The 26,474-nt window shown below is 71.7% G+C and carries 16 protein-coding genes; 6 read left to right on the top strand and 10 right to left on the bottom strand.

Going from position 1 to position 26,474, the window contains the following annotated elements; genetic code table 11:
- Window positions 1-214 precede the first annotated feature (214 nt).
- The 5 genes from ACFV4G_RS36435 to ACFV4G_RS36415 form a co-directional block, all read right to left on the bottom strand.
- On the bottom strand, window positions 215-3,256 hold the full coding sequence (locus ACFV4G_RS36435) for an alpha-mannosidase (RefSeq protein ID WP_380446501.1): 3,042 nt from the start codon (window positions 3,254-3,256) through the stop codon (window positions 215-217).
- Window positions 3,257-3,290: 34 nt separating this feature from the next.
- Entirely contained in the window at window positions 3,291-4,556 is a 1,266-nt protein-coding gene (locus tag ACFV4G_RS36430) for a glycosyl hydrolase (protein WP_380446498.1), read from the bottom strand.
- A gap of 32 nt (window positions 4,557-4,588) precedes the next feature.
- Complete coding sequence (locus ACFV4G_RS36425; protein ID WP_380446495.1) at window positions 4,589-5,443, bottom strand: carbohydrate ABC transporter permease; 855 nt, start codon at window positions 5,441-5,443, stop codon at window positions 4,589-4,591.
- Between the two features lie 5 nt (window positions 5,444-5,448).
- Window positions 5,449-6,321 (bottom strand): carbohydrate ABC transporter permease, encoded by an 873-nt coding sequence (locus ACFV4G_RS36420; protein WP_380446493.1) that lies wholly within the window; start codon window positions 6,319-6,321, stop codon window positions 5,449-5,451.
- Window positions 6,322-6,407: 86 nt separating this feature from the next.
- Complete coding sequence (locus tag ACFV4G_RS36415) at window positions 6,408-7,697, bottom strand: ABC transporter substrate-binding protein (protein ID WP_380446491.1); 1,290 nt, start codon at window positions 7,695-7,697, stop codon at window positions 6,408-6,410.
- A gap of 247 nt (window positions 7,698-7,944) precedes the next feature.
- Between ACFV4G_RS36415 and ACFV4G_RS36410 the strand changes: the two genes are divergently transcribed.
- From ACFV4G_RS36410 to ACFV4G_RS36385, 6 genes are all read left to right on the top strand, one after another.
- Complete coding sequence (locus tag ACFV4G_RS36410) at window positions 7,945-9,105, top strand: RNA-guided endonuclease InsQ/TnpB family protein (RefSeq protein ID WP_380446489.1); 1,161 nt, start codon at window positions 7,945-7,947, stop codon at window positions 9,103-9,105.
- A 104-nt stretch (window positions 9,106-9,209) separates the two neighbouring features.
- Window positions 9,210-10,292 carry a LacI family DNA-binding transcriptional regulator gene (locus tag ACFV4G_RS36405; RefSeq protein ID WP_380446488.1) on the top strand — a complete coding sequence of 361 codons (1,083 nt, stop codon included), beginning with the start codon at window positions 9,210-9,212 and terminating at the stop codon, window positions 10,290-10,292.
- Window positions 10,293-10,450: 158 nt separating this feature from the next.
- Window positions 10,451-12,907: a discoidin domain-containing protein gene (locus ACFV4G_RS36400; RefSeq protein WP_380446486.1), complete on the top strand. Its 2,457-nt coding sequence runs from the start codon at window positions 10,451-10,453 to the stop codon at window positions 12,905-12,907.
- A 28-nt stretch (window positions 12,908-12,935) separates the two neighbouring features.
- Window positions 12,936-17,129: an NEW3 domain-containing protein gene (locus tag ACFV4G_RS36395; RefSeq protein ID WP_380446485.1), complete on the top strand. Its 4,194-nt coding sequence runs from the start codon at window positions 12,936-12,938 to the stop codon at window positions 17,127-17,129.
- Window positions 17,130-17,272: 143 nt separating this feature from the next.
- Window positions 17,273-17,815, top strand: coding sequence for a hypothetical protein (locus ACFV4G_RS36390; protein ID WP_380446483.1), 543 nt, complete (start codon window positions 17,273-17,275; stop codon window positions 17,813-17,815).
- 261 nt (window positions 17,816-18,076) lie between these two features.
- Window positions 18,077-19,282: an alpha/beta hydrolase family protein gene (locus ACFV4G_RS36385; protein WP_380446481.1), complete on the top strand. Its 1,206-nt coding sequence runs from the start codon at window positions 18,077-18,079 to the stop codon at window positions 19,280-19,282.
- Here the strand turns inward: ACFV4G_RS36385 and ACFV4G_RS36380 are convergent.
- The 5 genes from ACFV4G_RS36380 to ACFV4G_RS36360 form a co-directional block, all read right to left on the bottom strand.
- Window positions 19,279-19,749: a GNAT family N-acetyltransferase gene (locus ACFV4G_RS36380; RefSeq protein ID WP_380446480.1), complete on the bottom strand. Its 471-nt coding sequence runs from the start codon at window positions 19,747-19,749 to the stop codon at window positions 19,279-19,281. The two genes, ACFV4G_RS36385 and ACFV4G_RS36380, sit on opposite strands and share 4 nt — an antisense overlap.
- 53 nt (window positions 19,750-19,802) lie before the next feature.
- Window positions 19,803-21,110: a S8 family serine peptidase gene (locus ACFV4G_RS36375; RefSeq protein WP_380446478.1), complete on the bottom strand. Its 1,308-nt coding sequence runs from the start codon at window positions 21,108-21,110 to the stop codon at window positions 19,803-19,805.
- Between the two features lie 200 nt (window positions 21,111-21,310).
- Window positions 21,311-21,826: an SMI1/KNR4 family protein gene (locus tag ACFV4G_RS36370; protein ID WP_380446476.1), complete on the bottom strand. Its 516-nt coding sequence runs from the start codon at window positions 21,824-21,826 to the stop codon at window positions 21,311-21,313.
- Window positions 21,823-23,061, bottom strand: a complete 1,239-nt coding sequence (locus tag ACFV4G_RS36365) for a cytochrome P450 (protein ID WP_380446475.1) — start codon at window positions 23,059-23,061, stop codon at window positions 21,823-21,825. Before ACFV4G_RS36365 ends, ACFV4G_RS36370 begins: the two co-directional genes overlap by 4 nt.
- A gap of 191 nt (window positions 23,062-23,252) precedes the next feature.
- Complete coding sequence (locus ACFV4G_RS36360; RefSeq protein WP_380446504.1) at window positions 23,253-26,459, bottom strand: M28 family peptidase; 3,207 nt, start codon at window positions 26,457-26,459, stop codon at window positions 23,253-23,255.
- Between the last annotated feature and the right edge of the window lie 15 nt (window positions 26,460-26,474).

Below are 26,474 nucleotides of genomic sequence, written 5' to 3'. Positions count from 1 at the left end.
GGGTGTTCTCGCCGTTGGCAGTCTGAAAATCACCCGTCACGCCCCTCTCCGCGGCCACCCCCTCCGCCACCCCCTCCCGCAGCGCTCCCTCTCGCCTTGGGTGGGTTTGGGGGAGGGGGGTGGTTGAGGGGGGTGGGTCGGTATGGGGTGGGGGGTTGAGGGGGTGGGGGGTGGGGTTGAGGGGGTGCATTGGTGGGGGTGGGGGTGCGGTCTGTCAGCCTTGTGTGCTCAGGCGCACGGTGACCAGTTCGAATGGGCGGAGGGTCAGGTCTACTGCGCCCTCGGTCAGTGTCACGTCTCCCCGGGTGCCCTCCCACGGGCGTTCCAGCAGGTCGCACGGCTGGGCTTCGGCCAGGGGGAACGACGTGGTCAGACGGCCCCTCGCTCGGCCTCCGTTCGCCTCGTAGACGCGGACGATCAGGTCGCCGCTGCGGTCGTCGGCCAGTTTGACGGCGCTCACGACGATGGCGTCGTTGTCGACCGTCAGCAGGGGGGCCACCGTCTCCTCGCTGCCGGTGACCCGTCGTTCGGGGAGGCCGATGCGGTAGCCCTCGCGGACGGCGTCGGCGATCGTGGCGCCGGGGACGAGGGCGTGGTGGAAGCGGTGCAGGCCCTGGTCGGTCTTGGGGTCGGGGAAGCGCGGGGCGCGCAGCAGCGAGAAGCGGACGGTGGTGGTCGTCCCGCCGTCGGTGTCGCGCACGGTCCGGGTGACATCGTGGCCGTAGGTCGACGCGGTGACGAGGGCGACGCCCCACCCGGGTTCGTCGAGGTGGACGAAGCGGTGGTTGCAGGCCTCGAACTTCGCGGCCTCCCAGCTGGTGTTGGTGTGGGTCGGGCGGTAGAGGTGGCCGAACTGGGTCTCGGCCGCGTAGCGCTCGGTGTGGAGGTCGAGCGGGAAGGCGGCCTTGAGGAACTTCTCGGTCTCGTGCCAGTCGACCTCGGTGTCGATGTCGAGGCGCTGCTCGCCCGCCCGCAGCGTGAGCGTCTGGACGACGCGGGACGAGCCGAAGGAGCGCTCGATCCGGACGCTCGCCCGGTCCGGGTGGGTGGTGGCGGTGATCGCGTCGACGTCGGTGAGGTCCGTTCCGGTGTTGCGGTAGAACTGGTCGACGTCCCACGCGTCCCACATGTTGGGGAAGTCGGGGTGCAGTTGGAGCAGGTTGGCCCTCGTGCCGGGGGCGACGGTCTCGCGGCCGCTCGCCACCTCGGTGACGGAGGTGATCAGGCCTTCGGTGTCGACGACGACGTCCAGCAGGCCGTTGTGGAGGGTGAATCCGCCTTCGGGGCGCTCGGTTGCGGTGCAGTTGCCGGGCGTGGTCGGTGTTGCTGCCGCTCCGCCTGCGGGCACCGAGGAGCGTTCGTGCGGTGCCGCGTTGAAGACGAGGTCGTGTGCGCCGCCGGCGTCACCGGCGAGGGCCTGCTGGGCGCGGCCGATGAGTGCTTCCAGTTCGGTGGCCAGCGCCGCGTACGTCGCCTCGGCCTCGCGGTGCACCCAGGCGATCGACGAGCCGGGCAGGATGTCGTGGAACTGGTGCAGCAGCACCGTCTTCCAGATCCGGTCCAGCTCCTCGTAGGGGTAGGCGGCTCCGGTCCGCAACGTCGCGGTGGTGCACCAGAGTTCGGCTTCGCGCAGGAGGTTCTCGCTGCGCCGGTTGCCCTGCTTGGTCTTCGCCTGGCTGGTGAGCGTGGCCCGGTGCAGCTCCAGGTACAGCTCGCCGACCCACACCGGCGGGCTCGGGTACTCGGCCTCGGCCTTCGCGAAGAACTCGGCCGGCCGCTCCCAGCGGACCGTCGCCGAGCCCTCCAGGTCCTTCAGCCGCGCGGCCTTGGCGACCATCTCGCGCGTCGTGCCGCCACCGCCGTCGCCCCAGCCGGTCGGCGCGAGCGAGTGCCTGGCCACCCCCTTGTCCTTGAAGTTGCGGGCGGCGTGGGCGATTTCGCTGCCCTTCATCGAGCAGTTGTAGGTGTCCACGGGCGGGAAGTGGGTGAAGATCCTCGTCCCGTCGATCCCCTCCCACAGGAACGTGTGGTGCGGGAACGTGTTGACCTGGCTCCACGAGATCTTCTGCGTCAGCAGCCACTTGGAGCCCGCGTTGCGGATGATCTGCGGCAGGCCGCCGGTGAAGCCGAACGTGTCGGGCAGCCAGGCCTCGTGGTTCTCCACCCCGAACTCGTCCAGGAAGAAGCGTTTCCCGTGGACGAATTGACGTGCCATCGCCTCCGAGCTCGGCATGTTGGTGTCCGACTCCACCCACATGCCGCCGGCCGGTACGAACCGCCCGTCGGCCACGGCCTTGCGCACGCGTGCGTACACCTCGGGGCGGTGCTCCTTGATCCACGCGAACTGCTGCGCCTGGGACATGGTGTAGAGGAAGTCGGGCTCGTCCTCCAACAGCGCCGTCATGTTGGCGGTGGTGCGGGCCACCTTCCGGACCGTCTCCCGCAGCGGCCACAGCCAGGCCGAGTCGATGTGGGCGTGGCCGATCGCACTGATCCGGTGGGCGGATGGGGCCGCGGGGGTGGAGAGTACGGTGTTCAGCGCCGAACGGGCTTGTGGGGCAGTTTTGTTGACGTTCTGCAGGTCGATCGCGTCCAGTGCTCGTTCCACGGCGCGCAGGATCTCCCAGCGGCGGGCGCTCTCGACCGGCAGTTCGGCCATCAGTTCGCCGAGGACCTCCAGGTCGATCACCAGCTGCCACACCGTCTCGTCGAAGACGGCGAGGTCCATCCGGGTGAGCTTGTACTGGGGTTCGGTGCCGGCTGTCTCCTTGTCGCCCAACTCGGTCGGCAGGAACGGGTGGTAGTCGAGGATGACCGGGTTGGACGCCGCTTCCACGTGCAGGAGGACCGGTTCGCCGCCGACTGCCGGGGAGGCCGCGCGCACCCACTGGTTCTGCGGGTTGAGGCCCTTCACCGGCGTGCCGTCCGGGCGGTAGACGAGGCCCTCGCACTGGAATCCGGGCATGTTGGCGTCGAAGCCGAGGTCGATCAGCGCCTCGACCGTCCGCCCGGCCCACGCCTGCGGCACCGTGCCGGTCACGGTGAGCCAGCTGGTGCCCCACGGCGCGCCCCAGGCGTCGCCGACCGCGATCGGGGAGCGCGGCGCCGCCAGGCCCTCGGCGACCGGGACGGGCTCGCCGGGCGCCGTCCAGATGCCGACGGTCAGCGGGACGGACTCGGGGTACACGGCGGGGCGGATGCGCTCGTCGAGGACGCGCTTGAGGCGGGACTCGACCAGGGTGCGGTCATCGTGCATGTCGGCGGCTCCGTTGCTTGGCTGGGGGAACGGCTCAGAGAGAACGTACGTCGTCGGGGTGGACCACCTCGGTGATTCCGCGTGCGGCCAGGTGCGCGCGGTCCTCGGCGTGCTCGGCGAGGACGGTGGTCGGACGGGCGCCCGCCTCGGTGAGGCGCATGAACGCCTCGAAGACCGCGCCGCCGGGCCCGCAGACCGAGCGCTTCGGCGCCGTGACCTCGTCGCCGGCGGCGATCACCACCGCCGTCGTCCGCGGCTTGGGCGGCTGCCATGCGCGGCGCGCCTCGGCGGCGGCCTCGGCGAGCCGGGCGCCGGCCGGTTTGACCTTCCGGTCGGTGGTCAACAGGCCGAGGCTGTACTCGAGTTCGGGGAAGTCGGCGAGCGAGCGGTCGACGTCGTGCGAGCACCACCAGGTGACGCCCCACAGGTCCGGGCAGTCCAGGACGGCCTCGACGGTCGCGCCGGTGAAGCGCGCTGCGTCCTCCGGGGCGATGTGCGGGGCGGGGGCGCCGACCTCCTGGAGCCAGACCGGGCGCGCCGGGTCGTCCGCCCACGCCTTGGCGAGCTCGACCAGGTAGGCGGCGTGCTGCGCGGTCGCGGTGGACGCGGCGCCGTAGCGTTGGGCGGTGCCGTTGAACACCCACGAGTGCACGGCCGTCGCCGCGCCGATCCGCGCCGAGTGCCACGGCGTGAACGGGTGCCCGTCGAGGTAGTGGGCGGCGTCGTAGGAGGCGTGCAGGTGGAGCCGGCCGGGCGCGCCCGCCTCGCACGCGGCGAGCATGCGGCGCAGCCACGCGTCGGCCTGCCCGGGGGTGATCCGGTCGGGGTCGGGGTGCGGGTCGCCGGCGAACTGGTTGATCTCGTTGCCGAGCGTCAGGCCGAGGAAGTTGGACTTCTCGCGCAGTGCCTCGGCGAGGGTGCGCAGGTAGGCGGCCTGGCCGTCGAGGACGTCGGGGTCGGTGAAGACGTTCCGCCGGTGCCAGGTCCGGGTCCAGGAGGGCAGGAAGTCGAAGCTGGAGAGGTGGCCCTGGAGGCCGTCCACGGCGACGTCGAGCCCGCGCTCCCCGGCGGCGTCCACGAGCGCGGCGAGCTGCTCGACGGCCCGCGGGCGGATCAGCGTGCGGTTGGGCTGGAAGAGCGGCCAGAGCGGGAACACCCGGACGTGGTCGAGGCCGAGCGCGGCGACCGAGTCGAGGTCGGCGCGGACGGCGTCGAGGTCGAAGTCGAGCCAGTGGTGGAACCACCCCGTGGTGGGGGTGTAGTTGACGCCGAAGCGGGGGACGTGCGGAGCGGTGGTCATGGATCCTCAACGAGTAGACGGGACGGTGGGGATCAGCCTTTGACGGCTCCCTCTTCCACGCCCTTGAAGAAGAAGCGCTGGCAGGCGGCGAACACCAGGACGATCGGCAGGAAGGCGATCATCGTGCCGGCCGCGATCAGCCGGGGGTTCGCGGAGAACGTGCCGTTGAGGTACTGGAGTCCGACGGTGAGCGTGTACTTCTGCGGGTCGTTGAGCACGATCAGCGGCCACAGGAAGTCGTCCCAGGCGCCGATGAACGTGAAGATGACGATCACGCTGAGCATGCCGCGCACGTTCGGCAGGCCGATGTGCCACAGCCGCTGCCACACGGTGGCGCCGTCGACCAGGGCGGCCTGGTCGAGTTCGGCGGGCACGGCGGCGAACGCCGTCCGCATCAGCAGCACGTTGAGCATCGCGAGCGCGCCGGGCAGCGCCACGCCGACCAGGCTGTCGGCCAGGCCGAGGCTGCGCACGAGCACGTACTGGGAGACGATCGTGACCTCGCCGGGCAGCACGAGCGTGGCGAGGAACAGGCCGAACACGAGCTTGGCGCCGCGGAACCGCAGCCGGGCGAGCGCGTAGCCGGCGAGGGTGCAGCCGGCGACGTTGCCCGCGATGCAGATCGCGGCCACGATCACGGAGTTGAGGGCGTAGGTCCACACCGGGATGGTGTCGGCGACCTTCCCGTAGTTGCCGAAGGTCAGGTCCTCGGGCAGGAAGTCCGGCGTCCGGGTGTACACGTCCTCGCCCGGGCCCTTGAGGGACGTGGACAGCTGCCACAGGAACGGGCCGATGACGAGGAGCAGTACGAGGACGAGGAGTGCGTAGCGTGCCGCCGTCCGCGCGGGGGTGGGGGTGTTGAAGGCCCTGGAGCGTCGGGTCGCCATCGGGTTCAGTCCGCCTTCCGGTTCAGGCGCGTCAGGAGCAGCATCGGGCCGAGCGTGATGACGAACAGCAGCAGGCTGAGCGCGGAGGCGTAGCCGAGGTGGCCGGTGAACCCGCGGCTGTACATCTGGATGAGCATCACCACGGACATGTCCCGGCCGCCGGGGCCGCCCTGGCCGTTGGAGAGCACGTACAGCTCGGAGAAGACGCGCAGGGAGCTGACCGAGATGAGTACGGAGACGAGCATCATCGTCGGCCGCACGCCCGGGAGCGTGACGTGCCACAGCCGGCGCAGCGGGCTCGCGCCGTCGACGGCGGCGGCCTCGTGCAGCTCGCGCGGCACGTTGGCGAGGGCGGACAGGTAGATGACCATGTAGTAGCCGAGGCCCTTCCACGTGGTCAGGGCGATGGCGCTGAAGAGCAGGAGCCAGCGGTCGGTGAGGAAGGTGACCGGGGTGTCGGTGAGTCCGCTCTGCTGGAGGACGCCGTTGACGAGGCCGCGGTCGTCCAGCACCCAGCCCCAGATCAGTGCGACGACGACGGCGGAGGCGATGACGGGCGTGTAGAAGGCGGTGCGGAAGAAGGTGATGCCGGGGACCTTCCGCTGGACGAGGAGGGCGAGTAATAGCGGCAGGACCGTCAGGAGGGGCAGGCAGACCAGCATGAAGACGATGCTGTTGACCAGGGCGTCGGCCAGCTGTTCGTCGTCCAGGAGGCGTCCGTAGTTCTCCAGGCCGGTGAACGTGCCGCCGCCCAGCGGCTTGGCGTTGGTGAAGGACAGGATCACCGTGTTGACGGCCGGCCACAGGTTGAAGACGGCCAGCCAGAGTATCGCGGGCCCGGCGAGCAGCCAGGGTGTGAACCAGCGCCGGTGGGTCATGCGGAGTGCCTTCCTGGGGCCTGGGGGCGGTGCGGTCGTTCCCGGGAGCGGCGGGGTGGGGGCGCCCGCCGTCCGGGCCCGCGGGATCAGCCCTTGAGCAGCTTGTCGCACTGCTGGACCGCGGAGTCGAGCGCCTGCTTGGAGCTCGCCTGGCCGCTGATCGCCAGGGCGATCTGCTGGTTGACGACCGTGCTCATCGCGTCGTCGATCACGACGGGCTGGATGAGCTTCGCCTTGGCGAGCGAGGCGAAGGCGATCACCTTGGCGTCGCCCGCGTTGGTGCCGTCGCCCTTGCTGAAGAACGGGTCGTCGGCGGAGGCCTTGGTGGACGGGAAGACGCTGGTCAGGTGGGCCAGCCCGGCCTGGTTCTCGGGGCTGGTGAGCCAGCGGGCCAGGGCCACCGCGGCGGCCGGGTTCTTGGTGCTCTTCGGGATGGACACGCCCTGGACGTACAGCGGCGGCGTGTTGAACGCGGCGGACGGGACGACCTTGGGGGCGAGCGTCGGGTTGTCGGTGGCGAGCGAGGTGATGTAGTTGGCGCCGGCGGTGGTCCAGGCCGCGGTGCCGGAGTTGAAGAGCTTGCTGTTGCCCGCGTAGGTGTTGGTGAGGACGTCGTTGGGCAGCAGGCCCTCCTTGAAGGCGTCGCGGTACTTGTCGAGCAGTGCGGCGGCTTCGGGGGTGTTGAAGGTGAAGGACTTGCCGTCGTCGGCCATGATCTTCACGCCGGCGTTGTAGAGGTCGCCGATGCCCGGCTTGCGGCTCATCAGGTAGGCCTTGCCGCCGGACCTGTCCTTCATGACGCGGGCCTGGGCGATGAGTTCGTCCAGGTTGGCGGGGAGCTTCTTCGGGTCCAGGCCGTTCTGGCTGAGGAGGTCAGAACTCCAGTAGTTCACATCCGTGTTGAGGTACCAGGGGTAGCCGTAGACGCCGTCCTGGCCGGCGAAGCGGTAGGCGTCGACGCCGCCGCTGACGTACTCGTCGGCGAGCTTCGGGTCGGCCTTGGAGACGTCGAGGAGGAGGTCCTTCTTCGCCAGGGGGAGGGCGAAGTCCGGCGGGAGGTTGACCACGTCGGGGAGGTCGCCCGCGGCGGCCTGGCTGAGCACCTTGTTGGAGTAGCCGTCGCCGGGCTGGTCCAGCCAGTCGACCTCGACGCCCGGGTACTTCTTCTTGAAGCCGTCGATCACGCCCTGCATGTAGTCGGTGAACTTCGGCTTGAGCGCCCAGGTCTGGAGCGAGACCTTGCCCTTGACCTCGCCGGTCGCGGCCGCGCTGGCCACGCTGTCGCCGTTCTTGCTGTCGCCGGAGCCGAGACCGCACCCCGTGAGTGCGGCGGCGGTGACCGCGGTTGTCGTCAGTGCCGCCCAGATTCTTCGCATTGAGGGTCTCCCGGTCCTGGGTAGGTGGGATTGCGCCGGCTGGTGTGCCGTCTTCCTGAAACCTCATTTGCTAAACCGGTCTAGCTATTTCAGGGACTATGCTCCGACCTAACTCGGCTGTCAATATGAGCTAGCGGCTGGGGGTGGCGCCAAAAGTCCGCGTGCAAGGTGTAGGCAGTGCTGTGCCCTCGCTGTGCGCTGGGTTGAGACCCGCTGGAGTGACGCAGAAGCATGTTACGGTTACCCAGTGTTGACGGCAGTTCAGGTCAAGCTGATGCCGTCGCCGGATGTGGCGACGGCACTGCGCGACACCCTGTCCACGTGCAACCGAGAGGCCAACCGTGTCTCCGAGCTGGCTTTTCGTACGGGGGAGCAGTCCCGGAGGGCCTTGCAAAGCGCGGCCTACCTCAAGCTGAAGGGTGCCGGGCTGTCCGCGCAGCCCGCGCTGCATGTCATACGCAAGGTCGCCGACGCCTATGCCACCCTGGCGGCGAACATCCGCGCCGGGAATCTCGGCGGGCCCGGCGACAAGCGACGCGAACGCGCCGAGTCCAAACCGATCAGTTTCCGCCCCGATGCCGCTCAGGCATACGACGACCGCTGCCTGTCCTGGCGGCTGGATGATCGGACGGTGAGCATCTGGACCACCGCTGGCCGCGTGAAGAGCATCCCCTTCGCGTGCTCCGCAGAGGTCCTTGCGATGCTCCGTGAGCACCGTAAGGGCGAAACCGATTTGGTGGCGCGCGATGGCGCGTTCTACCTGATGGCAGCCTGCAACGTAGCCGAGGCTGAGGCGTTCGAGCCGACCGGATGGATCGGCGTGGACCTCGGTATCACCAACATCGCCACCACCAGCATCGGTTACCGTGCCGCCGGACGCGGCCTGAACCGGCACCGCAAGCGCATGCAGGACCTGCGGGCCAAGCTTCAGACGAAGGGCACCAAGTCAGCCAAGCGGGTGTTGAAGCGGCTCTCCCGTAAGGAGTCCCGCCGCGCCAGGGACGTCAACCACTGTATCTCCAAGCGCATCGTGACCGAGGCTGAACGCACCACTGCCGGAATCGGACTGGAAGACCTATCCGGTATTCGGCAGCGGGCACGGCTCCGCAAGCCCCAACGGGTTACGCTGCACTCCTGGGCCTTTGCCCAACTCGGCGCCTTCGTCGCCTACAAGGCCAAACGGGCCGGCGTCCCGGTGGTGTACGTCGACCCGGCATACACCAGCCAGGAATGCTCCGTGTGCCACTACACAGACCGTAGGAACCGGCCTGATCAGGCCGCCTTCGCATGCCGGTCGTGCGGCGTCGTTGCGCACGCCGACCGGAACGCTTCCCGCAACATCGCCCACCGGGCAGAGGCTGCGTGGAACGCGGGGCGGCGGTCATCCGCCCCTGCCCCCGCACCATAGGGTGCGGAGGCTGGACGTGGGAGTCCACCCAACAGCCAGTTGGGCGCTACCTGCAAGCTTGGCCCCTCATGGCCGAGTGAAGTTGACGAGAGGAGTCGGGTCCCGTGGGCAGACCGACGATCGCCGACATCGCCCGACAGGCCGGTGTCTCCAAGGGCGCGGTGTCCTTCGCGCTCAACGGGCGACCCGGCGTGAGCGAGGCGACCAGGGCCCGGATCCTGCGGGTCGCCGAGGAGATGAACTGGCGGCCGCACAGCGCCGCCCGCGCCCTCGGCGGCGCCCGGGCCGACGCCGTCGGCCTCGTGATCGCCCGGCCCGCCCGCACCATCGGGGTCGAGCCGTTCTTCAGCCAGCTGCTCTCCGGGCTCCAGGCGGTGCTCTCGGCCAGCTCGGTCGCGCTGCACCTGATGGTCGTCGAGGACACCGCCGCCGAGATCGGGGTCTACCGGCGCTGGGCCTCCGAGCACCGCGTCGACGGCTTCATCGTCGTCGACCTGCAGACCCGCGACCCGCGGCTGCCCGTACTGGACGAACTCGGGCTGCCCGCGGTCGTCCTGGGCGGGCCCGGCAAGGGCGGCGGCCGGCTGCGGATCTGGGCCGACGACCGGGAGGCGATGCTCTCCATCGTCGACTACCTGGCCGCCATCGGGCACCGCAGGATCGCCCACCTCGCCGGGCTCCCGCACTTCCAGCACACCCAGCGGCGGATCCGCGCGCTGCGCGACGCCTCGCGCCGGCTCGGGCTGGAGGAGGCGGTCTCGGTGCCGACCGACTTCAGCGACGCCGAGGGCGCCGCGGCCACCCGCACGCTGCTCTCGCGCGCCCGGCGGCCCACCGCGATCGTCTACGACAGCGACGTGATGGCGGTGGCCGGCCTGGGCGTCGCGGGGGAGATGGGGGTCGCGGTGCCCGGCGAGCTGTCGATCGTCTCCTTCGACGACTCGGTGCTCGCCCGGATCGTCCACCCGCCGCTCACCGCGCTCAGCCGGGACACCTTCGCCCTCGGCGAGCAGGTGGCGCGCAGCCTGCTGGACGCCCTGGACGGGGCCGGGCCCGGGCGGGACCTCCAGATGCCGACGCCGCGGCTGACCGTCCGGGAGTCGACGGCGCCGCCCGGGGCCGCGGCCGTTTCACCCGTGGGGGCGGTTGTTGCGCGGGTCGTTGACAGCGGTTCTGAACCGGTTTAGCCTCGCTGCGCCGAGGGGGTCCGGCACCCTGCCCGTTGATTGCGTACCGTCAGCCGATCGCCGGCGCCTCCTCCGATGCGCATCGTCACGCCCGCATGCACCCGGGCCCGCCGCGCCGGTGGGCCCGCGCCCCTCCTCCGCTCGATCGGAGTCAGCGCATGTCCAGACGTCTCCCCCTGCTGCTCAGTGCCGCGCTCGCCGCCGCCGCGCTGGGCGTCGTGCCCGCCGCCCACGCCTCGCCCGCCGCACCCCCGGCCGCCGCATCCCCGGCCGTGAAGGCCGCCGCGGCCGGCAGCCAGCCCTACGCGTCGTACTGGTACCCCGGCACCATCCTCACCTGGGACCCGTCCACCGACCCCGACGCCCGCTTCAACCGCTCCCGCGTCCCCCTCCAGCCGCGCACCAGCGACCCGTCCCTCGCGGCCAACCCCAACGCCCGTGCGGGGGAAGGGAAGATAGCCTCCCTGGTCTCCTTCGCCCCCACCTCGAACAACCCCTCCCAGGGCTCCGCCGACCCCAACTACTACGCCTTCGGCTACTGGCAGTACGTCGACAAGCTCGTCTTCTGGGGCGGCTCGGCGGGTGAAGGTCTCATCCTCGCCCCCAACCCGACCGTCATCGACGCGGCCCACCGCAACGGCGTCAAGGTCTACGGCACCGTCTTCTTCCCGCCCGCGGCCTACGGCGGCCAACTGCAGTGGGTACGCGACTTCGTCCAGAAATCCGGCGACCGCTACCCCGTCGCCGACAAGCTCGTCCAGGCCGCCCAGTACTACGGCTTCGACGGCTGGTTCATCAACCAGGAGACGGGCGGCGGCGATCAGGCCCTCGCCGGGCAGTTGCGCGACCTCATGCAGTACACCAAGGCGCGCAGCGGCGGCACCGACTTCATGTGGTACGACGCCATGACCACCTCCGGCGCCGTCGACTGGCAGAATGCGCTCACCACCGCGAACTCGCCGTTCCTGCAAGATGGTTCGAAGCGCACCTCGGACTCGATGTTCCTCAACTTCGGCTGGACGCCGTCGGGTCTGGACTCCTCCCGCACGCTGGCCCGGCAACTCGGCCGCAGCGAGTACGAGCTCTACTCCGGCATCGACACCGAGGCCAACGGCTCCAACACGAGCGTCGACTGGAACACGCTCTTCCCCGCAGGGCAGCCGCACACCACCTCGCTCGGCCTCTACCGGCCCGAGTGGACCTGGAAGTCGGCCACCGACCGCAACGACTTCTACGCCAAGGACTCCCGCTACTGGGTCGGCGCCAACGCCGACCCCTCCAACACCAACCTGTCCGACTCCTGGCCCGGCCTCGCCAGTTACGTCGCCGAGTCCTCGCCCGTCACGGCCAAGCCGTTCGTCACCAACTTCGACACCGGGCAAGGGGACTTCTACAACGCCGGCGGCACCCGCGTGGCCACCGGCGGCTGGAACAACCTCTCCCTCCAGGACGTCCCGCCCACCTACCGCTGGGTCGTCGACTCCGACGGCAGCAGGCTCACCCCGTCCGTCGACTTCACCGACGCCTACCAGGGCGGCTCCTCGCTGCGCCTCACCGGCACGCTCGACTCCGCCAACACCGTGCGGCTCTACCAGACCAGCCTGCCCGTCGCGGCGGACACGCGGCTGTCGATGGTCGTGAAGACTCCGGGCGCCGGCCCGACCAAGCTCAAGGCCGCAGTCTCCTTCACCGACGCGCCGGACAGCTTCACCACCCTCGACGTGGGCGCCGACACCGGTACGGGCTGGGAGCGCCACACCCTCGACCTGTCGCCGTACGCGGGCCGCACGATCGCCCAGATCGGGCTCCGGGCCGAAGGGTCCGACCCCGCGTACGACGTCCGGATCGGCCGACTCGCCGTCTACGACGGCTCGGTGGAGGCTCCGGCCGCGCCCGCAGGGCTCACCGTCCTCGGCGCGAGCGACGTGGTGGCCGGCGCCAGCCAGTCCCTGCGGCTCTCGTGGACGGCGGCGCCCGGCGGAAACGTCCACCACTACGAGGTGTACCGGCGCAACGCCGACGGCACCCGGACGTTCCTCGGGGCCACGCCCAACGATGCCTATTTCGTCGGCAAGTTGGACCGGGCGGGCGGCGAGGACAGCACGGTGGTCGACGTCGAGGCGGTCTCGACGACGTACGGCCGCTCGGCGGCCGCGTCCACCACGGTGGCCTGGACGGCCGCGCCCTCCGGCAGCAACCTCGCGCTCAACCGGCCCGCCACCGCCTCCGGCCAGTGCAACGCCGGCGAGGGGCCGGCGAAGGCCGTCAACGGCAGCGTGAACGGCGGCACGAGCGACAAGTGGTGCACCCTGACCTCCGCCAAGTGGCTCCAGGTGGACCTCGGTTCGGCGAAGCAGCTGTCGAAGTTCGTGGTCAAGCACGCGTCGGCGGGCGGAGAGAGCGCCTCCTACAACACCCGGGACTTCTCGATCCAGGTGCGCTCCAACGCCACCGACCCGTGGACGACGGTCGCGAACGTCACCGGTAACACGGCGGGGGTCACCACCCACGGGGTGAACGTATCCGCCCGGTACGTCCGGCTGGTCGTCACCAAGCCCACGCAGAACTCCGATCCAGCCGCCCGCATCTACGAGTTCGAGGCCTGGAGCAAGTAACCCCCGCTCACTGGAAAGGACCCTCCCCGTGCCGGTCACCATCACCGCCGTCGAGAGCACCGACCTGTTCATGGGCCCCGAGGACGCCCCGCGCCAGTTGCTGCGAGTCACCGTCGACGGCCCCGCCGCCCGGATCGCCGTCAGCGGTCCCGGCGTGCGCGGCGAGGCGGCCGGCACGGGAGAGGTCGAAGTCCCGCTGGAGATCACCGGCGCCGCCGTCGGGGCCCGGCTGCCGGTCACCGTGACGGCCGGGGACTTCGAGGCCGAGGCCGTCGTCGAGGCCGTCGTCGAGGTCGCCGAGCCCGGCTGGACGATGTTCCTCGTCTCGCACTTCCACTACGACCCGGTGTGGTGGAACACCCAGGCCGCCTACACCTCCCCCTGGGAACTGCTCTCCGCCGACGCGACCACCCGCCCGCTCTGGGAGCGCAACGGCTTCGCGCTCGTCGACGCGCACCTGGACCTCGCGCTGCGCGACCCGGTCTACAAGTTCGTCCTCGCCGAAGTCGACTACCTGAAGCCGTACTTCGACCAGCACCCCGAGCGGCGGGCGGAGCTCCGGACGCTGCTGGCACGCGGCCAGGTCGAGCTGGTCGGCGGCACCTACAACGAGCCGAACACCAACCTCACCGGCGCCGAGACGACCATCCGCAACATCGTGTACGGCATCGGCTACCAGCGCGACATCCTCGGCGGCGATCCGCAAACCGCCTGGCAGCTGGACGTGTTCGGGCACGACCCGCAGTTCCCCGGGCACCTCGCCGCGGCCGGGCTCACCGGCAGCGCCTGGGCGCGCGGGCCGTTCCACCAGTGGGGCCCGATCCAGAAGAACTTCCGCGAGGGCAAGGACGACGCCCGGGTGATGCAGTTCCCGAGCGAGTTCGAGTGGATCGCCCCGAGCGGCGACGGCGTCCTCACCCACTACATGCCGCACCACTACTCGGCCGGCTGGTGGATGGACTCCTCCCCGGACCTCGCCACCGCCGAACGGGCCGTCCACGACCTGTACCGCAAGCTCAAGCCCGTCGGCGCGACGCGGAACCTGCTGCTGCCCGTCGGGACGGACTACACCCCGCCCAACAAGTGGGTCACCGCGATCCACCGCTCCTGGGCCGCCAAGTACCTGTGGCCGCGCTTCGTGTGTGGGACGCCGAGGGAATTCCTCGACGCCGTCCGGGCCGAACTGGCCTCCACGGGACGCCGATTGAGCCCGCAGACACGCGACATGAACCCGGTGTACACCGGGAAGGACGTCTCGTACATCGACACCAAGCAGGCCCAGCGCGCGGGCGAGGTCGCCGCCGTGGACGCCGAGAAGCTCGCCACGCTGGCATCCGTCCACGGGCTCGGCCGGTACCCGTCGGCGGCGATGGACAAGGTGTGGCGCCACCTCGCGTACGGCGCCCACCACGATGCCATCACCGGCTCCGAGTCCGACCAGGTGTACCTCGACCTGCTCGGCGGCTGGCGCGAGGCGCACGACCTCGCGGCGGAGGTGCGGGACGCGGCGCTGGACGCTCTGGCCGCCCGGATCTCCCTTGAGGGAACCGGTTTTGGGGTGGTCGTAACGAACACGCTCTCGTTCGACCGCGCGGATCTGGTCGCCGTGCGGCTGCCCCCGGACGTTCGCGCGGTACGGGTGCTGGACCCGCTCGGTGTGGAGGTGCCGAGCGTCGTCGACCGGGGGACGCTGCGGTTCCTGGCGGCGGACGTTCCCGCGCTGGGGTGGCGCACGTGGCGGCTGGTGCCGTCGGGCGAGCCGGTCGACGCCTGGACGGCCGAGGACGGGTGGACGATTGCCAACGGGCGGTACCGGGTTCGGGCGGATCCGGCGCGCGGTGGCGGTCTCGCCTCGGTCTACGACCGGCTGCACGAACGGGAGTTGATCCGCGACGGCGCGATCGGCAACGAGCTGCGCGTCTACGAGGAGTACCCGCAGCACCCCGACTTCGGCGAGGGCCCCTGGCACCTGCTGCCCAAGGGGCCGGTGGTCGGGTCTGGTACGGGGGCGGCTGTCGTCCGGCGGGAGGTCGGGCCGCTCGGGGAGCGGCTGGTGATCACGGGCTCCGTGGACGCCGTCCGCTACGAGCAGACGGTCACGCTGTGGCACGGGCTCGACCGGGTCGACTGCCGGACCCGGGTGGTCGACCACTCCGGCGCCGACCGCTTGCTGCGACTGCGCTTCCCCGTCGACCTCCCCGGCGCGCTGCCGGTCAGCGAGGTCGCGGGCGCGGTCGTCGGGCGGGGCTTCGCGATGCCCGACGTCGACTCGGCGGAGGCGCCGTGGACGCTCGACAACCCGGCCAACACCTGGTTCGGCCTCGGCGCGACGGCCCGCGCGGTGCTCCGCGACCCGGCGGGGTCGGTCCTCGGTGAGCGGGCGTTGGGCGTGGCGGAGGTCGTCGTGCCGGCGCTGGACTCGGCGGCCGGCGTCCGCGATCTCGTCGTGGCGCTCGCCCGGGTCGGCGTCACGGCCACGACTTCGGGCGCCGACTGGGCCCGGTACGGCTGGCTGGACGTGGACTCCAACCTGCCGGACTTCCGGATCGTCGTGGGCGGCCCGGAAGTCAACTCTGTGGCCAGGGATTTGATCGAGCGGGCGGGCGAGGAGTACGCGAGCGTGCTCAAGGCGCACGGTGCGGCGTGGGTGCCGGCGGTCGCGCCGCTGGCGGACGCGTGGCGGCCCGGCGCCGACCTGCGGGACCTGCGGGCGCTCCCGGCGCTCGTCGTCACGGACCCGGCCGGACTGGCGGCGGACCTGGCGGACGCGCGGATCGAGGTCGTCTGCCCGGTTCACGATCCGGACGCCCAACTGGCCGACCACACAGTCGCGTTGCTGAGCTACGGCCTGCCCGGCTTCGCGGTGGACACGACCGGCGCACTGCACCTCTCGCTGATGCGCTCCTGCACCGGCTGGCCGTCCGGCGTCTGGATCGACCCACCCCGGCGGACAGTGCCCGACGGCACCTCTTTCCAACTCCAGCACTGGACACACGAGTTCAGCTATGCGCTGGTCGGGGGAGCGGGCGACTGGCGGGCGCAGGCGCTGCCCGCGCAGGGGCAGGAGTTCAACCACCCGCTGTACGGGCGCGTTGTGCCCGCCCAGGAAGGCCCGCTGCCGTCCACCCTGTCGTGGCTGCGCGTCGAGCCGCAGCGGGAGGTGCTGCTGAGCGCGCTGAAGCCGGCGGGCAACCCGATCGCGCACGGGTCGGCGGCGTCGGCGGGTTCGGATCTCGCAGTCCGTCTGGTGGAGTCGACGGGCTTCGGACGGACGGTGACGCTCGGCGGCGCGCTGGGCCTGGGCGAGCTGCGGCAGGCGGACCTGCTGGAACGGCCGGCGGGCCCGGCCGACCTCGACCTCTCCGGCTCGCAGATCGTGACGCTGTTGGCGGCCCCCGCCCTCACGTCACCCCCGGAGGGTCCCGCCCTCGGCCCGGAGGCGGAGGCCGCCCAGCCGGTTCACGCCCGCTACTGGCTGCACAACCGGGGCCCGGCACCGCTCGGCTACCTGCCGGTGTCGGTGGGCGTCTCGCCCGGCCTGCTGCGGACGGTGGGGGAGCAGGTGTCGGTCTCTGCGGTCCTCTCCTCGCACCTCCGCGACGCTGCGGTCGAGGGCACGGCCGTGGTCCTGCCGCCGAAGGGCTGGCGGACGAGCCTCGGCAGCCGCCCGTACCGTCTGGAGGCGGGCGGCCACGTGCGCTTCCCGGTGACGCTCACCCCGTCTGCGGACGTCCCGCCGGGCATGTACTTCGCCGCCGTGCGGCTGGAGCACGACGGCCAGGAGATCGAGGACGTGGTGACGATCGCCGTCGGCGACCTGCCCGACCTGCTGCCCGTCCCCGGTGAGGCCCCCGAGGAGTGGGTGGCCACCCAGGGCACGAAGGCGACGAGCGGCCGGGACACGGGTCTGGAGGTAGCGGTCTCTTCCGAGGCCCTCGTTCTCACTCCCGGTGTCCGGACGAACCTCACCTTGACCCTCATCAACCGCACGCGGAGCGAGATCCGGGGCGAGCTGCAAGTGGTCTCCCCCTGGGGCACCTGGGCGGCGATCCCAGCCCCCGTCCGGGGCTTCCGCGTCCCGGCGGGGCAATCCTCCACCGCCACGTTCGACCTCACCGTCCCCGAGGACGCCGACGCCGGCGCCTACTGGGCAGTGGTCAAGGTGATGTGGTTCGGCCGCTGCCAGTACAGCCCGACCGTCGCCCTGGAGGTCCGCCGGTGACTCTCGGCCACCTCGACGGCCGCCCGCTGTCACGCAGGAACCTCGACCACCGTTTGGCCGCCCTCCGAACCGGCCCCCGCTCGGCGGCCCTCCCACGACCCGGTAGTCCGGAGGACCGCCAACTCACGAGGTGGGTCGCCCAGGTGATGCTGACCGAGGCCCTGTGCGAGGCAGTGGCCGCCGAACGCGGCCTGGCGGTGGCGGGTGGGGCGCCCGTCCACCTCGACCAACAGGCAGCCGTCGAGCTGGGCTCCATCACGGCAGCGGCCTTCGAAGGCAGCGCCGCCGTGCGGGCGGTCTACGAGGCCGTCACGGCGGACGTCGAGCCGTCGGAGGACGAATCGGCCCACTACCGTCGGATGACGACCCGCCCGCCGTCCGTCGTCTGGCGCCTGGCGCTCCCCGACGGTGAGTGCGAGGCGGCCCCGGAATCGCTCCCGCTGGCCCTGGTCGACGCCCTGCGCAAGGCCCCGAGAGGAGAACGAGTCACCGCAGGCCGCTGGACAGCGACCCTCATCTCCGAGCACTCGACCACCCCCGACATCACCACCACCGTCCACGACGCCACCCGCCGCGCGGCCTTCACCCGCTGGCTCGACCGAGAACGGGCAGCCCGCCTCACCCTCGTAGCCGGCCTGGAACACCCGGGCGACCCGGGCCAGCCCGACAACCACCACCGTCACTAGTGCAGCGCCGCGTTGATCCTTCGGGGGTTCATGCGGCTTTGAGTGGGCTGCCGTCGTGGGTCCGGCGGTAGGGCTCGGCGTCGTGTTCGTCGGAGGCCAAGACGAAGTCGGCGCTCGACGATGCCGGCGCGAGGAACCCCGCGCCGCACGACGTACTCCCGGCGGGTGACTCCGGTACCTCGCCGGGGCTACGAACGACACCGGAACGTTTACATCCACGGGCCGATTCGATGCGGAGCCGCGGAACCTAGCGTCGATCCCATGAAACGCAATCACCGTGTCAACGCCGTCGCGATGCTGGCGCTCGCCGCCCTCGTCACCGGAACCGGCGCCGGGTTCGCCGCCACGACCACACCGTCGGCCACACCGGTGGCCACGCACGCGTTCGACGCCGCACCGGCCACGGCCACCGCGCCCACGCGGTCCTTCCAAGGCGCGCTCCCCGCGCCGACCGGCCCCTACGCCGCCGGCGAGGACGTCATCCACCTCACCGACGCGAGCCGTCCCGACCCGTGGGTGCCGTCATCCGGCCCCCGCCGACTGACCGTCACGATGGTCTACCCGGCCGTCCCCGGGACCGGGACTCCGGCCCCTTACATGACCCTCGCCGAGGCAGCCGGACACATCCAGCGCGCGAAGATACCGGCGAGCTCCGGCATCACCCCACAGAACGTTTCCAGCGTCACCACTCACGCCTTCGACGGCGCTCGGCCGCGACACGGCAAGTATCCGCTGGTGGTCCTCTCACCCGGGTTCGGGGACCCGCGCATGGTGCTCACCTCGCTCGCGACCGAGCTGGCCAGTCAGGGCTACGTCGTCGCGCTCGTCGGCGACACCAACGGGGACAGCGGCGAAACGCTGGCGGACGGCCGGACGCCGCCGTGCGCGATCTGCGATGACCCGAACCTCGACATGGACACGGTCACCGCCGGCCGCGCGCTGGACGTGTCCTTCGTGATCGACCAGTTGACGCACGGCAATACCGCGTGGCCCCTGGCACACCTCATCGACAAGCACGAGATCGGCATGGCCGGACACTCCATCGGCGGAGCGGCGGCCGCCGCCACGATGATCGCCGACCCGCGAGTACGGGCCGGGGTGAACATGGACGGCAAGTTCTACCCGGTCCCGGTGCCCGGCCAGATCAACCGCCCGTTCCTCATGCTGGGCGAGACCGACACCCACGTGGCCGACGGCTTCGACACCACGTGGGGACAGACCTGGGCCGCCCTCGGCGGCTACAAGAAGTGGCTGACGGTCACCGGCGCCAACCACCCCAGCTTCACCGACGTGGACCTGCTCGAGGAGCAGGCCGGGTTCCCGACGCCGGCCCTCGACCCCGAACGTGGAATCGTGATCACGCGTGAGTACGTGACAGCGTTCTTCGACCGGACGCTGAAGGGGATCCACAGTCCGCTGCTGGACGGCCCCTCGCCGGACAATCCGGAAGTTCTCTTCCAGTACTAGAGCAGTTGGTCCATCTGCTGGTTCATCGGGCTGAGGCCGGCGGACTCGTAGAAGGCGCGGGCCGGCTCGTTGAAGTGCCAGACGGCGGTGGTCAGGCGGCGGCAGCCTGCGGAGCGGCCGTGGGCGCGGACGGCGTCGAGGAGGGCGGAGCCGACGCCGGTGCGGGCGGCGGTGGGGGAGACGGAGAGCTGGTCGAGGTAGACGACGTCGTCGGGGACGGCGAAGGTGTTGCCCGGCCAGTGGACGATGCGGGCGACCGCGTAGCCGGCGGGTGTGCCGTCCGCCGCCTCGGCGATGAAGACGGTGACGGCCGGAGCGGTGATCTGCTCCTCGAAGTGGGCCGCCGCGTCGGGGGACGGGGTGAAGAGGTCGGGGCGGTGTTCGACGTGCAGGGCGTGGACGTGGTCGTTGAGCCGCGCGAGGAGGGCGGCGTCGGCGGCGGTCGCGGTGCGGATGGTGATCGTCACGGCGTCATCCTGGTCAACTCACCTCCGCACCGCCACGCCTTTTCGTCGGAGGGTCAGCGGCGCAGTCCGCGGACGCCGTGGGGGGTGCCGAGGCCGGTGGGGCCGTCGTAGCCGGGGAGGGCGGTGCAGAGGTAGGAGCCGCCGCACGATCCGTTGGAGCCGGTGGTGATGTCGTTGAAGGCCCGGGGGTGGGCGTAGGGGTAGGAGGCGGCGAAGTCGTTGGCGCCGGGTGTGCCCGCCACCGCGTACATGCCGGCGATCAGGGGTGCGGCGACGCTGGTGCCGCCGATCACGTGCCAGCCGGCGCCGTCGGTGGGGTCGGTGAAGTAGACCGCGACGCCGGTGCCGGGGTCGGCGACGGCGGAGACGTCGGCGATGGTGCGGTTGGCGCAGCCGGGGTCGTGCTGCCAGGCCGGCTTCGGCTCGAAGAGGGAGCAGCCGGAACCGGCGCCGACCCAGGCGCTCTCGGACCAGCCCGGGCGGTTGAACGGCGGGAACGGGGGCCGGACCCGGTGCAGGCTGGTGCCGCCGGCGGCGGTGACGTACTGGGAGGCCGCCGGCCAGGTCGGGTTGGGGTAGCCGTTGTCACCGCTGCTGGCCACGAAGGCGATGCCGCGGTGGTTGAAGAACGAGTCGATGATCGTCTGGTTGGGGAATTCGGGCGCACCGAAGCTCATGGAGATGAACGTGGCGTTCTGCTGGAAGGCCTGGCCGACCGCGTGGATCTCGTTGCGGAGCAGCTCGTCGTCGGCCTCGACCAGCAGGATGTGGCAGTCCGGGCAGGTGGCGCTGACGGAGGCGAGGTCGGTGGCGGCCTCCACGACCCAGCCGGGGTCGGTGGTCGGGGGCGGGGTGCTGCCGCCGTTCTGGTTGATCTTGCGGAAGCAGCCGTTGGCGGTGGTGCACGGCGGCAGGTGGTACTGCTCGCGGTAGACGGCGAGGTCGCTCTCGGCGGTGCGGTCGTCGAAGGCCACCACGATGGCCACGGTCCGTTCCCCGCCGCCGTTGCGGGGCAGGTTGTAGGCGGCCTGGAGGTCGCGCGCGCCGAGTCCCGGGGGCGCGGTGTCCGGCTGGAGGCGCCGCAGCGGGGGCAGGTCGGTGCGGATCAGGGCGAGGCAGGGGCCCCGCAGGTCGGACGGCACCTCGGCGACGGTGCCGTCCGGGGTGGTCAGGGCCGTGGTCGGTGCGTCCGCCGCCGCGGGCGATGCCGGTGCGCACGCCCGCTCGGCGGTGACGGCCGGTGGGTCGGCGGGCTGCACGCCGCCGGCCGGGGTCAGGGCCTGCGCGGGCGCGGCGGTGGCCGCGAGGGCCAGCGCCAGGGGGACGGCGAGCAGGAAGCGCATGAGTGGGGTGGGCCGCATGGACTCCTCGTTTCGTCGGCCCGAACCCCGGGGCCCGTCGAGGCGCCGCCCGGTCCGAGCCGGGTGTTCCCGTTCGGTGGCGCGGTCCCGCAACGGCGGACCGCTCGATGTGGCGCCATCGTCGCAGCGGCCGACCGGGGGTCGACGACGTCGGGGCGGACACCGCGGCGCGATCACTCCGACGGGCCATCGCCTCGCCGTCAGGTGTCTTCGGCGGGAGCGAGCCAGGCCTCGTACCAGTCGCGGAAGTCCGGGCCCGGGGTGAGACCGCCCCAGTCGGGGTCGTCGTGCCACACCTCGCCCGCGTTCGGGCCGGTGACGACGAGACGGGACCACATGCCGCAGCCGCCCTCCGCGATGACCAGGCTTCCCGCGACCGGGTGCGGGCCGTGCCCGGTGAACGGCATGGCCAGGACGCCGGGGCGCAGGTCGTCCTCGCGCACGCCGTGGATGGCGTCCTCCTCGTCGAGGACCTCCGTGAGTCCGACGACGCCGTAGTCCGGGCCGGCACCGCCGTCGGCGACGTCGGCGAGGAAGCTCCGGTAGGAGGAAGGGAGTTGGACGCCGTGCCGGTGCTCGAACGCCCGGATGGTCTCCTCGGCGAGCGGCGGCCGGAGCCGGTAGTCGTGGTGGTCGGAGCCGAAGCGGCGGCGTTCGGGCTCCGCGTCGGCCATGGCGGCGAGGCGGGTGCGCACCCTGGAGGCGTCCCGGGTCACGTGAGCAGCACCGCCGGCGTCGGGCCGTCGGGGCGGACGGTGATGCTGTAGGCGGCGCCGGTGGGGGTGGAGAGGAAGGTCGGGGTGTACGCCGGGAGGAGCAGTTCGAGCAGGGCGGTGGTCTCGCGGACGGCGAACTGGGTGCCGAGGCAGGCGCGGGCGCCGAGGCCGAAGGGGTAGTAGGCGGCGAGGTGGGCGGGGCGGGTCCCGGTGGCGGTGAAGCGGGTGGGGTCGAAGCGCTCCGGGTCGGGCCAGAGAGCGGGGTCCCGGTGGGTGAGGTACGGGCAGACGAGGACGTCCGTTCCGGCCGCGATGTGGTGGCCGGCGATCACGTCGTCCTCGGTGGCATGCCGAGGGAGCATCCAAGCGGACGGGTAGAGGCGCAGGGTCTCGCTGACGAGCGCCTGGGGGGCGGCCGTACGGGCCTCGGGGTGGCGGTCGAGGAGGAGATACAGCCAGGTGAGGGTGGTGGCGGTGGTCTCGTGGCCGGCGACGATGAGGGTGACGAGTTCGTCGCGGATCAACCGGTCGGTGTACTCGGGGTGTTGGCGCGAAGCTTCGAGGAGGTCGTGCAGGACGCCGGGGGAGTCGTGGGTGGTGCGCGCCGCGTCGATGGCGGCCTGGGCGATCGCGTCGATCCGGGCGAGGTCCTCGGCCACCGCGTCGCGGGCGTCGGCCGCGTTGGTGGGCAGGGTCGGCATCGCGGCCACCACCCGTTCCACCGAACGGAGTTCGCGGTCGGTCGCGTCATCCATCTCGTGTCCGGTGAGGGCCCGCCACACCGTGTCGAGGGCGAAGCGCCGCATCTCCTCGCCGACGTCGAAGGTCTCGCCGGTGCGGGCGTACCCCGCCCACCGGTCGGCCGTGCGCCGCGCCGCCTCGGCGATCCGCTGCTCGTAGCGCCGCATGCCCGTCCCGGTGAACTGGGACTGCAGCAGCCGCCGTTGACGCTTCCACGCATCCCCGCTGGCGGACAGCACGCCGTCCCCGACGAGCATCCGCGCCCGGTGCGAGCGCTTCACGTACCGGTCCGGATGCCGCCCGAGCACGTGCTGCACACCCGCCGGATCCGTCACCAGCACGGTCGCCCGCTCGCCCCCGAGCGGGACCGCGGCGATCCCCCCGACCTCCCGCCGCGCCCGCGCGAGCAACTCGACGAGGTCGGCCCCGGAGGCCCGCCACTGCTCGACGGCCTCGGCGGGAAGCTCGGGAACGGAAAGCGCTTCGGTGGCCACGGGCTGCTCCTCGGTGCGGCGGCTGTCGGTCCGTCGGATCCGGACGGAACTCTATGGCAGACGGTGGCGATCATGGAATGACGACGGACCCGGTGCCCTCCTCTCGTCATCAACACGCGCGGCTGCGCCGCGGTCCGTCCCCCTCGACGGGCCGCGGCGCAGCTCTTTTTCCCCTCTGCGCGTCAGAGACGTCAGATGCGCTGCCAGAGGGCCGGGACGATGGGCGGTTCCCAGCCGGCCTGGGCCGTGTGGCCCTGGATGCAGCGGTAGCTTGCGCCGTTGTACGTGACGACGTCGCCGGCCTGGTAGGTGGTGCCGGGGGTCCAGGTGCCGCCGGGGTTGCCGCTCCCGACGGTCAGGGAGTAGGTGGTGGTGTGGGTGGCGGTGCCGGTGCCGGTCACCGTGATGGTGTAGGTGCCGGCGGAGGCCGAGGAGGAGGCGGTGACCGTCATGGTCGACGAGCCGCCGGACTGCACCGAGGCCGGGCTGAAGGAGACCGTCACGCCCGCCGGGGCGCCGCTCGCCGACAGGTTGACCTTCTGCGCGGAGCCGGACGTGGTGGCGGTCGAGACGGAGGCCGTGGCCGAACCGCCGGGCGTCACCGAGCCGTTGGCCGGGTTGACGGACACCGAGAAGTCGTTGGACGGGGCGGTGCCGCCGACCGAGGTCTTCCAGATGGTGTACGCGACGCCGTTGGCGCTGCGCTTCAGGGCCGTCGGGTCGATGTTGCCGCTGGTGTCGCAGGACTGGTGGTAGCAGGAGTCGTAGGACTGGTTCGCGGTGCCGCCCCACTTGGCCGCCTGCGCCGCCGTCTTGACGGCGTCCGCGCCGGCCGCGTAGCCGGAGGTGGCGATGCCGGCCTGCTGGAAGGAGTAGTCGTCGGAGCGGCCCTGGCCCTCGACGTTCTCCTCGGGCTGGAGGTTGAGCGAGTCCCAGTACGCCTTCATGGGGGCGGCGGGCGCGGTGGTGATGTTGTTGATGAAGTAGCCGGCGTTGGGCGAGCCGACCATGTCGAAGTTGTAGTAGGCCTTGATCGCGGAGCGCTGGGCGGAGCTCAGCTGGCCGACGTAGGAGCGGGAGCCCTGGAGGCCCTGCTCCTCGCCGGTCCACCACGCGAAGCGGACGTGCCTGGTCATGGCCGGGTTCTGCTGGGCGAGGGCGAGGGCGTTCTCCAGCAGGGTGGCCGAGCCGGAGCCGTTGTCGTTGATGCCGGGGCCGGCCTGGACGCTGTCGAGGTGGGCGCCGAGCATGGTGACCTGGTCGGCGGGGCCGCCGGGCCAGTCGGCGACCAGGTTGCTGGACGGGTAGTCGCAGGAGCTGCAGGCCTGTTCGGCGACGGTGTAGCCGGCGGCCTGGAGCTTGCCCTTGATGTACGCGACGGACTGGTTGTGGCCGGCGCTGCCGGCCCGGCGGTTGCCGCCGTTCTGGTCGGCGATGGTGTTGAGCTGGGCGAGGTCGGCCTGGATCTTCGCGACGTCGATGTCGGGCGCGGGGCCGCCGGGCGTGCCGCCGCCGACCGTCAGGGTGTACTGGGCGGTGTGGGTGGCCGCGCCGGCGGTGCCGGTGACGGTGATGACGTACGTCCCGGCCGGGGCGCCCGAGGAGGCGGACAGGGTCAGGGTCGCGGAGGAGCCGGTCTGCACGGAGGACGGCGAGACGGTGGCCGTGACGCCGGCCGGCGCGCCGGAGGCGGTCAGGCCGACGTTCTGCGCGGTGCCCGAGGTGACGGCCGTGCTGACCGTCGCCGTGGTCGAGGAGCCGGGCTGGACGGAGCCGGACGCCGGGCCGAGGGCGAGCGAGAAGTCGTTGCTGCCGGACGGCGTGCAGCTCGGGTCGCCGCTCTGCGCGGGCACGCTGACCGCGTCCCAGGCCGCCTTGGTGCGGTTGTAGAAGCCGCAGGTGGGGTCGAGGTTCTTGGCGGCGGTCAGGGTGGTGGTGCGGTAGCGCTTGTACGTCATGCCGCTGGTCTTGAGCAGCATGCCGCCGTAGAAGACCTGCCCGGCTTGCTTGACGCCGATGCCGGTGACCGAGGAGCCGTTGCAGGTGGGGCTCGTGGGCTTGCCGCCACCGGGGTTGGAGCCGAGGCTCAGCAGGTAGAACCAGTGGTTGAGCGGGCCGGCCGCCGCGTGCACCTCGGTGCTCGGGATCGAGGAGGAGTAGCAGTCGGGGTCGTTGTTGACGAGCGAGGGCTGGTAGAGGCTGCGGATCGGGCCCTGGCCGAGCAGGTTGGCCTCCCGGCCGACCTGGTAGTCGGGGTAGTCGTAGGGCGAGGGCTGGTTGGCGTACTCCTTGGTGAGCGCGCCGAAGATGTCGCCGGTGCCCTCGCCGAGGCCGTTCTCGTTGTTGGCGCCGCCGGGGGTGTACTGGTCGATGCCGTGGCCGAACTCGTGGCCGACGACGTCCTGCGCGGCGATCCACTCGCCGCCCTGGTTGTGGCCGATGGAGACGGAGCTGCCGTCCCAGTAGGCGTTGACGTCGTTCAGGCCCATCTTGACCGGCCAGCTGCCGCCGTTGCCGTCGTGGCCGTTGCGTCCGAGCCAGTCGCGGAGCATGTTCCACTCGGTCTGGGCGGCCCACATGGCGTCGCCGCAGCCGGTCTCCCTGCTGGACGGGTCGCCGGTGCCCCAGGAGTCGGAGGACTTGGTGAGCACCTGCCCGGTGTCGTAGTCGGAACAGCTGAGGCCGGGCCGGTTGGGGTCGCGCAGGCTGTACGAGCCACCGGAGTTGGTGGTGTTGATGGTGAGCGGCCCGGGGCCGTTCCACTTGCTGTTGACGGTGCCCGCGCGGACGTCGTCGTAGCTGTCGATCACCTCGCCGGTGGCGGCGTCGACGAACACGTGCAGCTTGCTGGGCGCGCTGTCGGTGCGGCCGGTCAGGACGGTCTCCCAGGCGAGCCGTCCGGCGCCGTCCCTGACCCGGACGACGAGCCGGCGCGCGTCCACCGAGTCGACGGCGGCGAGCCGGGTGCGGGCCGTCTGCTCCGCGTGCGCGGCGCTCACCTGCGGGGTCGTCGAGCCGCCGACCGGGCCGGTGGCCGCGGACTGGAGGCCCTGGACGCGCCCCTGGCCGTCGGCTATGACGACGGCGTCGCCGCCGACCACGGGCAGGCCGCGGTAACTGCGCTCGTAGGCGACGGAGTAGAGGCCGTTCAGCCAGGGGGTGACGGTCCGCCGTTCGTACGTCTCGCCGGGGCCCTTGGCGAGGGCGTCCAGGCCGGCCGCCGCGGCGGCGTCGGCGGCGTTGACGGCGGCGGCCAGGGCACTGGGCGGGGCGGCGGAGGGACCTGGGTCCGCGGCGGCGGGGCGCCCCGCCCCCCGGGGGCGGGGTCCAGCGCGCCCCCCCCCGCCGGAGGTGGGGGTGGGGTGGCACCCCCCCCGGGGGCCCTGAGGCTGGAGGATGTGTCCGGCGGGAGT

It is taken from the genome of Kitasatospora sp. NPDC059747 (assembly GCF_042732955.1).
In the GTDB taxonomy this organism is placed as follows: domain Bacteria; phylum Actinomycetota; class Actinomycetes; order Streptomycetales; family Streptomycetaceae; genus Kitasatospora.
The sequence above is the reverse complement of the archived record's forward strand: the minus strand, read 5'-3'. Positions and strand labels throughout refer to the sequence as shown.